Source organism: Fusicatenibacter sp. (genome assembly GCF_050872605.1).
In the GTDB taxonomy this organism is placed as follows: Bacteria; Bacillota; Clostridia; order Lachnospirales; family Lachnospiraceae; genus Fusicatenibacter.
The window spans coordinates 1-11,800 of record NZ_JBNMHD010000036.1; the positions used below are offsets into that span (position 1 = coordinate 1).

An 11,800-nucleotide genomic window follows, 5' to 3' on the forward strand; every position below is an offset into this window, starting at 1 on the left:
AGAAGATCGATACGGGATATCAGTGGCTCGACAAAGACACGATCGATCTGGAGACAAATCAGAAGTATCTTTATAACTGAAAATTATTTTCGGGTCTTGCTATAAGATAAAAAATGAACCCGGCAGACAAGGGAATGTTCCAAGACCCGAAAATAATTTTCAGTTATAAAGATACTTCTGATTTGTCTCCAGATCGATCGTGTCTTTGTCGAGCCACTGATATCCCGTATCGATCTTCTGATCTACCGGAAGTCCCTGAATCGCGCGGACGGCCGCCACGATTGCCGCATAGCCAAGACCGTACGGATTCTGCGTTACGGTACCGTACTCGCGTCCCTCCTGAATCGCTTTCTGCTGTTTTTCACCGGAATCAAAACCGACAATCTGAATCTGCTCAGTATTTTCCATATCCGCCAGCGCATCCAGCGTCTGGTCTGCCATGTCTTCGTTCGTACAGAAGATGCCCTTCAAAGCCGGGTAGGTTTCGAGTGTATTTTTCAGCATGTCTGCGATGGATTCCTCTCCATCTCCGTAGTTTACCTGAACCACTTTCACGTCGGTATATTTTTCTTCGATCTCTTTTTTGAATGCTTCCACGCGCTCTACGCTGCTCTCGGTGTTGTACTGATGTGCAACAATCGCAACCTCTCCGCTGTTGCCGATCGCCTCACAGAGATGGTCTGCGGCAAGCTTTGCTGCCGCTGCGTGATCGGTCGCACATGTCGAGGTGATCAGATCACTCTCGATACCGGAATCCGCGATGATGACTGGAATCTGGCTGTCGGAAGCCTCTTCCATCTGTGCCTGTCCCGACTGCTGGTCAATGATGCTGAGGATCAGCGCGTCCGGATTTTCCGAAATGACAGAGTCGATGATATTGATCTGAGAGTTGGTGTCGCTCTCACTTTCCGGGCCTTCAAATGTCATATAAACTTTGTCGTTTCCGGTATAGCCAAGCGAGGTGTTCAGATCGTCAAGTGCCTGCTGCGCACCAGCTTTTACGGCTTTCCAGAAACCGGCACTTAAGTCTTTTGCAACCACGGCGATGTAAGAGCCTTTTTCAACGGTAAGTCCATCCACGGTGTCGTACAATGCTTCCATGCCGTCTTTGTGCGGAACGGTGATTTCTATTCGTTTTTTGTCTGCTTCTTTTCCTTCATCTCCAGAGCTTTCAGAAGATGTGGATGCACTGGCTGACTCTGCTGTAGAATCTGCGCTGGACGATGAGGCCTCCGGGCTTTCTTCTGCCGCCGGAGTTTCTGTCACTTCCTGAGACGACGATGCTGCGGTGCTCTTGTCTGTCACTGCTTCTTTTCCGCATCCAGCTGCCGAGCACAGCAGGATTCCGGAAAGCAGTACTGCAATCATTCTGCGTTTCATAATTCTCCCTTTCTGCTTTGCCTGATGAATCATTTTCCATTACTTTTTACAGTTTTGTTACATAACCTTTCTCTATTATACACAAACCGTAAAAATAGTCCAGTCCTGTTTTCTTATGATTTTCTGAACTTTTTTGCAATTTCACATAGCTCTGAATAGTTACACAAAGCTGTGGAAGATTTCACCTTCTGGTTTTACGGTAAACGAAAGCCGTTTGCCTGTCCGCGGATGCTTCAGCTCGAGATGATGCGCGCACAGCGCCAGAGATCCTTTCTCTTTCGCCCCATATTTTGCATCCCCCGCCAGTGGATATCCCGCATGGGAGAACTGGACGCGGATCTGGTGATGGCGGCCCGTTCCGAGGTGGATCTGCACCAGGGTTCGATTCTCCTGTGTCCTTATCGTTTCATATTCCAGCACCGCTTTTTTCGCTCCGGCGGTGCCTGGCTGTACGACGCGGGATGTGTTGCTCCGTCCGTCTTTTACAAGGAAATCCTCAAACTTCTGCACGCCCTGTTTTTCGATTTTTCCCTCACAGACGGCGAGATACTCTTTCTTCATCGTCCCGTCCTGCACCTGCCGTCCCAGTTTTCCGGCGGCGTCTTTGTTTTTCGCAAACACCAGCACGCCCTCAACCGGCTGATCAAGCCGGTGCACGACCGCCAGATATGGAATCTGAGTCCGCGCCTGACCCGGTGTTTTCGCCCTTGCCTGCTTCGCCAGATAATTCAGCAGCGCATGCTCCAGATCCATCTGTCCCATCCGCGCATTCTGCACTGCCATGCCCGCGTGCTTGTGAACAACAAGAATATCGTTATCTTCCATTAAAATATCTTCTCTGCAAAATCCAGCCACTTTCTTCTCCTGTCCTGACTTCTCATTTTCGATACACGGATTTCTCCGCTGTTATGCTTTAAGAAGTATGCACCATTTCCGCCGCATCTGTCAAGGAAAACATGCCCGGCGGACGAATTACACAGCACAGAAAGCGATCGCCATACCAATCATTTTTTCCTGATACAGCGACCGCTTTTTCTTTATTTTCCATATTCAGTTTTTTCTCTACTTTCAAGGATTTTCACTGGTTTTCTTTCTTTACCGATCTGTGATCTTTGTTTTCGCTTTCGTTTGATATTTCAAAAATCGTTTCTCTTCCATTTCCCTGTTGTAGATTTTCTTTTTTTCGGGAAGATGTTCTTTTTCAGAGGCTTTTCCTTTGCGGTTAAGATTTCCACTCCGAAAATCTTTTCCTTAGGATTTCCTGAGATCTGCTCTGATCTCATGTTTATCAAAAGGTTTTCTTTCGAACTTCTTTTGTATGGATCTTTATCTCAGGTTTTCTTTCCTTTCGGAAGTCTCTCATCTTAAGAACATCTTCCTTTTCCCTTTTTTCCATTCTTCTATAGAAGATTTCTCGTCTCTTTCTATGAAAATGGTTTGTTCTCTTGAAAAGGGGGTCCCAAGTCTTTCTCTTTGTACCTCTTGGTTAGGTTTTTGTTTTCTTGTTTCTTTGTGATTTTAATATAACAGATCCGCCATTATTTGTCAATACATTTTTAAAATATTTTTACTGTTTTTTTATATCACTTTTTCTTTTCTTAATTATTGTGTCTATTTTCTGAATTTTATATTGTTTTCTGATATTTCATTTCAAATAAGTGCGCAGAAAAAGAGCTATGAAACAGACTTTTCTCCTGCCACACAGCTCTTTCTCAAATACTTATCCTCTATAATAGTTGATCAGGCATCCCTTGCGGATGATTTCTCTCTCATCGTCGGTCAGTGCGCCTAAGGTCATCTCGAATGGAACGAGTGCGCCGTCTTTCACAACGTACGCTTTGATCACATCAGCCTTCTCTTCCACTGCCTTGCGGATCTCCGGTACAAAGATGTAATCTCCGTTTGTAAACGGCAGATCTCCCGCCGGGATCAGGAATGGAAGCATGCCCCAGTTGATCAGGTTGGAGCGGTAGCGCTTCGTTGCATACTCGTTGGCGATGTTTGCCCAGCCTCCTAATACCTTCTGGCAGGAAGCTGCCTGCTCACGCGCAGAGCCGTCGCCCGGTTTTACAGCGAAGATGGTGGATCCGACACCGACGTTTGTCTTGTCGATATCCGGGTACTGGGTATGGATCGCAGCAAAGACCGGTTTCAGTTCCGGAAGTGCCTCTGCCGGGCAGTTTCCTTCCTGGATAGCTTTCTCTGCGACCTGTACTTCTTTTGCACGTCCCACGTAAGCCGGATCTTTTCTTGACAGGGTGAACTCTGCCAGTCCGAGCGGGTTGGAACGGAAGGAAGAAGTCTCGCCGGACGGAATCAGCTCATCGGTTGTCGTAACCGGATCGTGGATCTCAGAAACAACCTTCAGAATCAGGTTCTCGGCAAGCTGCGGCATAGCCGGCCAGTCTTTGATGTTCGGTCCGAACTGGATTTCTACAGACGGATCTGCCACACCCTTGCTGTCGAAGACACGGTTCTCGTAAATCTTCTTGTCGAAGTGGTATGCCGGTTTCGTGTATGTTCCGGTGAACTCATCTGCTGCGGTCAGGAATCCCTTGTTTGCTGCGGTTGCTGCGATCGAACGCGCATCCATCAGGGCAACGGAAGAAATCTGGCCGTTCTGGATCTTGGAGCCCTCGCGGTTCGGGAAGTTTCTGGTGGAGTGACGGATTGAGAACGCATTGTTTGCCGGAGTATCGCCTGCGCCGAAGCACGGTCCGCAGAATGCGGTTTTTACGATGGCACCGGTTTCCAACAGGTCTGCCAGTTTTCCGTTTCTTGCCAGCTCCATATAGATCGGGGTACTTGCCGGGTAAACACTTAAGGTGAACGCATCGTCGCCAATGCTGTGGCCTTTCAGGATATCGGCTGCGTCGCAGATGTTCTCAAATCCGCCGCCGGCGCATCCTGCGATGATTCCCTGGTCTACCAGGAGTTTTCCGTCGTGTACTTTATTTTTCAGAGTGAACGGAACTTTTCCGTCGAGGCTGATGGCTGCTTTCTTCTCTACATCGTTCAGGATGTCATCGAGGTTTGCTTTCAGCTCTTCAATGGTATAAACATTGCTCGGATGGAACGGCATCGCGATCATCGGTTTGATCTTGTCGAGTTCTACTTTTACAACGCCGTCATAGTAAGCAACAGCGCCAGGATTCAGCTCTTTGTAGTCTGCGCTTCTGCCGTGGATCTGATAGAACTCACTGATCTTCTCATCGGTTCTCCAGATGGAGGACAGACATGTCGTCTCAGTCGTCATAACATCCACGCCGATCCGGTAATCTGCGCTTAAGGAAGATACGCCAGGTCCTACGAACTCCATGACTTTGTTCTTTACATAACCATTTGCAAAAACAGCGCCGATGATGGCAAGCGCAATATCCTGCGGTCCTACGCCCGGCTGCGGTGCGCCTGTCATGTAAATGGCGATCACGCCCGGCATAGCGATATCATATGTTTTGGAGAGAAGCTGTTTTACCAGCTCCGGTCCGCCCTCGCCCATGGCCATGGTTCCGAGTGCACCGTAACGGGTGTGGGAATCGGATCCGAGGATCATTTTTCCGCCGCCGGCAAGCATCTCGCGGGCAAACTGATGAATTACTGCCTGATGAGGCGGTACATAGACGCCGCCGTACTTCTTCGCACAGGTAAGGCCAAACATGTGGTCATCTTCGTTGATGGTTCCTCCGACTGCACAAAGGGAGTTATGGCAGTTGGTCAGCACGTACGGTACCGGGAATTTTTCCAGCCCTGACGCGCGCGCAGTCTGAATGATTCCAACAAAAGTAATGTCATGCGATGTAAGTTTGTCAAATTTGATCTGCAGATTTTCCATGTTGCCGGAAACATTGTGGTCTTTTAAGATTCCATAGGCAATGGTTTCTTTTGCAGCATCCGCCGGACACGGCACAGCGCCGGTACGCGCTTTGAGTTCCGCGCGGCCTTCTTCCGTATCCGGGATGATGTCGGTTCCGTTGACAAGGTATGCACCTGTGTTCAGTAATTCAATCATGTCGTTCCTCTCCTCTTGTTGTTGATAAAATGTTGGGGGCAAAAAGTCTTTTGACCCTGGTATCTGCATATAACAATTCAGAGCCACACAGCAATTCTGTACGGCTCTGAACGGTTTTACAGATTTTCGCTGTTGTTCATATACGTCATGTAGCTTACGACCATCATGGCAATTTTAAAGGTCAGCGCATCGTCAAATTTACGAATGTCGAGACCGGTGCTCTTCTCGAGCTTCTCCAGACGGTACACCAGAGTATTTCTGTGTACATAGAGCTGACGGGATGTCTCGGACACATTCAGGTTATTTTCAAAAAATTTATTGATTGTGGTCAGTGTTTCCTCATCGAACGTATCCGGCAGATTTTCGCCGAAGACTTCGGTCATAAACATTTCGCACAGCGGGATCGGGAGCTGATAGATCAGACGGCCGATGCCGAGGTTGTTGTACGGTACCACGTTTTTGTCTGCGTAGAAAATTTTTCCTACTTCGAGTGCCATCTTCGCCTCTTTGTAAGAACGCGATACACTCTTGATCTCGTTGACCGGATTTCCGTAGGAAACGCGCACCTGGGACATAGCCTCCGCATTCAGCATATCCACCAGCATTCTTGCGGTCTGGTTCATATCCTCGAAGGTGTCGGTGTCTTTCAGTTCTTTTACAATAATAATGCTCTTCTCATCGACCGCGGTGATAAAATCCTTCGGTCTCGATGCGAACAGGCTCTTTACGGTTTCCTGCGCGCTGATGTCTTTTTCCATCTTCGTTTCTACCATGAAAACAACGCGGCGCACGTCGGTGTCGATGCGCAGCTTTTTCGCACGGTTATAGACATCCACCAGAAGGAGGTTGTCAAGAAGAAGATTCTGGATAAAGTTGTTTTTGTCCAGACGCTCTTTGTATGCAATGATGAGGTTCTGAATCTCGCATACTGCAACTTTTCCGATCATGTAAGCGTCATCGCTGCTGCCTTTGGAGATCAGAATGTACTCTACGTTCTGGTTGTCATATACTTTAAAATAATGATATTCCTGTACAATCTGGCTGTCCGCAGCGGATAATACAAAAGAACGGATGCTTTCTGCATCAATCGCGGTTTCCGGGAATGTGGTCACCAGCAGAACACCATCCGTATTCGTCACACATAAATCAATTCTTGTAATATTTCTTAATTCATCAAGGGTTTTCTGTAATACCTGACTTGATACCAAATCTGCCACTTCCTTTCTCCTGGCGTATTTTACTCCAGGGTGCATCTTATCTATAACTATAGCTTATTTTTTTCTCATTGGCAACTATTTTTTGCTTTGCAAAAGGAGGGCCTTGCATATGCAAAAAGGACCGGCATCCAAATAGATGTCGATCCTTTTTCTCTATGTTTGCGCATACGCGCTGATGTTCATATGGATTAGTTGGTAATGGTGATCTCTGTCTCTTTGTCGAACAGATGAACTTTTTCCATATCCAGAGCAAATTTAACGGTATCACCGCTTCTTGCAGTTGTACGAGGATCTACGCGGGCTGTCATTGGGAAGCCTTCGCAATCAAAGTACAGGTAAACTTCTGCACCTAACAGCTCGTATACGTTGATCTTGCACTCAACTACGCTGTCTTTGGAAGTTTCGATGAACATCTGAGAATCATGTACGTTCTCAGGACGGATACCCATAACAACGGTCTTTCCGTCATATCCGCCGTCGATAACAGCTTTTGCTTTGGAAGCCGGCAGTTTCATGTTGTATTTACCAACAGTAAGAGTAACGTCGTTTCCGTTAACTTTTACTTTTGCATCCAGGAAGTTCATCTGCGGAGATCCGATGAATCCTGCAACGAACAGGTTGCCCGGTGCGTTGTACAGGTTCTGCGGGGTATCTACCTGCTGAACAACTCCGTCTTTCATAACAACGATTCTGGTACCAAGTGTCATAGCCTCGGTCTGGTCATGTGTTACGTAGATGATGGTAGCGCCCAGTCTCTCATGCAGTTTGGAAATCTCGGTACGCATCTGTACACGAAGTTTTGCATCCAGGTTTGACAGAGGCTCGTCCATAAGGAATACTTTAGGATCACGTACGATTGCACGTCCCATAGCAACACGCTGTCTCTGACCACCGGAAAGAGCTTTCGGTTTACGGTCAAGCAGTTTCTCCAGGTCAAGGATTTTAGCTGCTTCTTTAACCTGTTTGTCGATCTGATCTTTCGGAACTTTTCTCAGTTTCAGACCGAATGCCATGTTATCGTATACGGTCATGTGCGGATACAGAGCGTAGTTCTGGAATACCATTGCGATATCACGGTCTTTCGGCTCTACATCGTTTACTACTTTATCGTCAATTTTCAGAGTACCATCGGAGATCTCCTCAAGACCTGCGATCATACGAAGTGTTGTAGATTTACCACATCCAGATGGTCCTACGAAGATGATAAACTCTTTGTCAGCGATTTCCAGGTTGAAGTCTTTTACTGCTTCAAAACCGTTCGGATATCTTTTTGTAATGTGCTGTAAAGATAAACTTGCCATTTTTGAATCCTCCCTAAATGAACATCATGCGTTTTTTATTATGAGTTTTGCGTTTTTGCATCTCTCTTGCTTATGGGACTAGTATACCTTTTCTCACCCGATTCGACCATGCCATAATTACACAAAGTTTCCATCGGCAGATTGGCAATTCTGCTTTCGGATTTTTTTAAACAGTTTTCTTCTGTCCACTTTGCACAAACAAAATGTTCACTATTATACAAAATGACGAAACGAAAAGTTTATATTCTCTTCATTGCTTTTTTCTGAAAAATTCGCTATACTTTTAGGTAATGTCTGCCAGCCGGAACGCAGATCGGCGGCAGATTTAATTCAACAGAAAAGAGGAACAAACTATGAGTTTTTTCAGCCTGGACAGTAAGTTCTCGCAGATCATGAGCCGTGTTTTCGACCTGATGATGCTGAACATTATTTTCCTTATTATGTGTATCCCGATTGTGACGATCGGCGCAAACTTCACAGCAATGTACTACGTCACCCTGAAGATGATTAAAAACGAGGAGACCTACATCTTCCGTACCTACTGGAAATCGTTCCGTGAAAACTTCAAACAGGCAACCGCTATCTGGCTCATTATGCTGGCAATCCTGATCGTTCTGATTCTCGATCTTCTGCTGGTTATGAATATGTCTGGCGCGATCACTTACCTGCGCTTTGTTTTCCTGGTGCTGATCTTTTTTGAGGCTATGGTCCTCTCCTATATTTTCCCGGTACTGAGCCGTTTTGACAATACCGTGAAAAACACGATCAAAAACTCCATGCTGATGGCGATCCGCCACCTGCCGTGGACCATCATGATCCTGCTTGTCAACATCAGCCCGATGCTGATCTATGTATTCTCCACAACAAAGATTGTGAGCTACCTGATCCTGCTGATGTTCCTGCTCGGATTTTCTTCTGTGGCACTTGGATGCTCCTGGTTCTTCGTGAACAAGATCTTTCCATATTATATGCCGGAGGAAGAGAACGAGGTTCTGACTCCGGAAGAAGAGTCCTTACGCGCACTCGAAGCGATGGACAGACCAAGCCCGCTGACTGATCGTTCCGATGATGCTGCTGCGGCTGAACAGCCAGAAACAGACGAAACAAACGAATAAATAAACTGCATTTCATAAACAACGCCCCACCGGGAACCGCATCTGCTGCGTGTTTCCCGGCGGGGCGTTTTCGTTTTCTATTCTCTTTTATTTTTCAACACTTCTCAGACATCCTGCTGTGCTTCCTCCTGTACCGGTTCCGGTACGATCATCGGAGGCATCGGTTTTTTCTCCTTTACAGCTTCATCAAACGTAATCGTAACCTTGAACAGGTCGCCGTCCAGATAAATATTGAAGGTTCCATGCTGCAATACCGTCAGGTTCTTTGCGATTGAGAGACCCAGGCCGCTGCCCTCGGTGCTCCGGCTGACATCGCCGCGGATAAAACGCTCCGTCAGTTCATCCGCCTGGAAGTTCAGCGGGTTCTCGGAAATGTTCTTGATCGAGAACTGAATCTTTCCGTCTTTTTTGATGGCATCCACATAAACCCGCGTTCCCGGCATGGCATATTTGCAGACATTTACGTACAGGTTCTCAAGCACGCGCCAGATGCGGCGGCTGTCCGCACGGATCAGAAGCGGTTCCGGCTGGAGAATACAGATCAGGTCGAGATTGCGGCCCTCGAACCGCTCCGCAAATTCTCCGTTTACCTGCTGCACCAGTTCATTCAGGTTCAGGTTCATGAATTCCAGCTTGATGTTTCCGGAGCTGATCTTCGATGCCTCGACAAGGTCCTCCGTCAGCTGTTTCAGGCGCTGTGATTTTTCGTCGAGTACGCGGATATAATCTTTCGCTTTCTCGTTTTCAATATTTTCCCGTTTCAGCAGATCGACATAATTAATAATAGAAGTAAGCGGTGTCTTGATATCGTGGGATACGTTAGTGATCAGATCCGCTTTTAAGCGCTCGCTCTTCATCTGCTCCTGCACCGCTGCTTTCATTCCCTCGCCGAGCGAATTCACAATTCCGGCAAGCTGAAGGTTGTCTTCCCCCTGCAGCTCCGTCAGGTCAATCTTGTAATCCAGATCGCCCGCAGCAATCTCTTTTAAGCCATGTTCAATCTGTTTTCTTCCGGATGCCCCGCGCAGCAGAAGAAGCAGCACTGCGGCATCCATCACCAGGGTAAGGAATACGCCGAACATTCCGAATCCGCAGCAGAGAATGATCTGCACACCACAGAAAACGCAGAACATAAGGATTGTTCGCTCCGACTCCTGTCTGCCTTCATAGAAGGTTCTTCCGGCAGACACGATCCGGTGGCCGACGCAGTACACAAACGACTGTTTCCAGACGTTGCGTGCTTTGATCCGGCGCACCAGCGAGCAGTACGGAATCAGTGTAATCAGAAATCCGGCGAGGATGCCCGATGCGGCCACCAGGCTGCGCCATGTATCTGCTTCATTTCCATAGGATCCGCTGTAGATGTAGTTTCCGTCGAAATTCTGGATATAATGAACGCCGCCGTAGGAAAGTTCGATGCAGACAGCAACGATTCCAACTGCTCCCATCACTATCAGGATTGCGGCTGCAGCTGCAATTTCCGTGTACCATTGATCGAAAAAGTAAAGGCGGATTTCTTTGTTTTTTCCATTTCTTCCCGCCTGCAGTGTGAACAGAACCAGGCAGACCAGCGTTCCGATTCCACCAACTGCAATCATAAGAAGAAGGAGCTGCATTTTCGGATGCCACTGGCTGTAGATCTCACTGTACTGGGAAAAATAGTCGCTCGCCGCCAGATCCGGGTCAAGTGCAACGAAGATCTTCTGATAATTATCTGCGATCTGATTGTTCAGCAGATAGCTTCTCGCTGCTTCCACGGCCGGGCTGTTTTTTCTGGCTGCGTAAGAACGGACTTTGTCGGCACCGCCGGTCCGGTCAACGGCAAAAGCGAACGGGTAGGACGATTTCTGTGCAATGGCTGTTGTGTAACCATTTTTCCAGGAGTCCACATTCGTATAGATATTTCCCTCTTTATCTTCCAGACAGTACCAGAGGTTGGCATCGTCCGCATTGACGTTGATGCCGCTCTCCTGGTTTTTAAAAGCTGCAACTTCTTCCGTGACCTCGTAAAGTGTCGTATACAGATCGCGGATGGATACCTTTTTCAGATTTGCCGCCGCGTACTCATAGAGGTACGTTCCCGCTTTCGTCTTCTGCGTTTCCAGGCTCATTCCCTGATCGTAGAGATACAGGAACTGGGAGGAAACATCAGCAGGATCAATTTTTTTCTCTTTCAGGCTTTTGACTGCATTCTCGGAAGGAAAATAAACCTCACCGTCCGGGGAAAAGCTGTCAAACGTCTCTGCATCTGCCGCGCTCAATGCGGCTACATCCGTCTCTTCTGTTTCCTGGCTCACATCAGTTCCATCTTCATATGCAAGATAGGCTTCTTTGTCAATTCCGGCATCGTTCGTCGCATAATTGTCTGCGGTATACGCTGCCACCTCATTGAGGTCTGCGCTGCTGCCGTCATCGTACATCTTGCCAAGCTGGTCAATGGTGTACGTTGTACTGGCACCGCCGCTTTCCTTTCCATCGGTTGCAAAGGCACGGTAATCAATCTCTTTTGTTCCGTCGTATCGGCCGTTTGTGCCGAATTTACTCATATCATTATAGTAGCTCATGACATTATGAAGCTGCCGCTGCACCAGTGTGCCGCATGCGGTGGTTTCTTCAAACGCATACTTTTTTGCTGCCGCATTCGGCGTCAGGCCGACACTGGAAAGCATCAGTGTCTGAATGCCCCCGAACAGCATGCTTGCAGCAAAAACGATCAGCAGAAGAAAAACGATCAGCTTCCCCGTCAGGCTGTAGAGTTTTCGTTCTTTCACAATTATT

Annotated in this window: 8 protein-coding genes; 1 reads left to right on the plus strand and 7 read right to left on the minus strand. The window is 47.6% G+C overall.

Annotated elements, in window-relative coordinates:
- Positions 1-159: 159 nt before the first annotated feature.
- The 6 genes from ACY2VT_RS10905 to ACY2VT_RS10930 all read right to left on the minus strand — a co-directional run bounded on the left by ACY2VT_RS10905 (position 160) and on the right by ACY2VT_RS10930 (position 7,907).
- Positions 160-1,368 carry a substrate-binding domain-containing protein gene (locus ACY2VT_RS10905; protein ID WP_461879913.1) on the minus strand — a complete coding sequence of 403 codons (1,209 nt, stop codon included), beginning with the start codon at positions 1,366-1,368 and terminating at the stop codon, positions 160-162.
- Between the two features lie 171 nt (positions 1,369-1,539).
- Positions 1,540-2,205, minus strand: coding sequence for an RluA family pseudouridine synthase (locus ACY2VT_RS10910; protein ID WP_461879914.1), 666 nt, complete (start codon positions 2,203-2,205; stop codon positions 1,540-1,542).
- A gap of 88 nt (positions 2,206-2,293) precedes the next feature.
- Positions 2,294-2,452 carry a hypothetical protein gene (locus tag ACY2VT_RS10915; RefSeq protein WP_461879915.1) on the minus strand — a complete coding sequence of 53 codons (159 nt, stop codon included), beginning with the start codon at positions 2,450-2,452 and terminating at the stop codon, positions 2,294-2,296.
- Between the two features lie 648 nt (positions 2,453-3,100).
- On the minus strand, positions 3,101-5,389 hold the full coding sequence (locus ACY2VT_RS10920; RefSeq protein WP_461879916.1) for a hydratase: 2,289 nt from the start codon (positions 5,387-5,389) through the stop codon (positions 3,101-3,103).
- A 116-nt stretch (positions 5,390-5,505) separates the two neighbouring features.
- Complete coding sequence (locus ACY2VT_RS10925) at positions 5,506-6,597, minus strand: PucR family transcriptional regulator (RefSeq protein WP_055226895.1); 1,092 nt, start codon at positions 6,595-6,597, stop codon at positions 5,506-5,508.
- Between the two features lie 197 nt (positions 6,598-6,794).
- Positions 6,795-7,907 (minus strand): ABC transporter ATP-binding protein, encoded by a 1,113-nt coding sequence (locus ACY2VT_RS10930; RefSeq protein WP_055219170.1) that lies wholly within the window; start codon positions 7,905-7,907, stop codon positions 6,795-6,797.
- Positions 7,908-8,260: 353 nt separating this feature from the next.
- Between ACY2VT_RS10930 and ACY2VT_RS10935 the strand changes: the two genes are divergently transcribed.
- The gene (locus ACY2VT_RS10935; protein WP_461877038.1) at positions 8,261-9,022 is read left to right on the plus strand and encodes a YesL family protein; all 762 of its coding nucleotides are present in this window, start codon (positions 8,261-8,263) and stop codon (positions 9,020-9,022) included.
- 104 nt (positions 9,023-9,126) lie between these two features.
- Here ACY2VT_RS10935 and ACY2VT_RS10940 read toward each other — a convergent pair whose 3' ends face one another.
- Positions 9,127-11,793, minus strand: coding sequence for a sensor histidine kinase (locus tag ACY2VT_RS10940; RefSeq protein WP_461879917.1), 2,667 nt, complete (start codon positions 11,791-11,793; stop codon positions 9,127-9,129).
- Positions 11,794-11,800 lie beyond the last annotated feature (7 nt).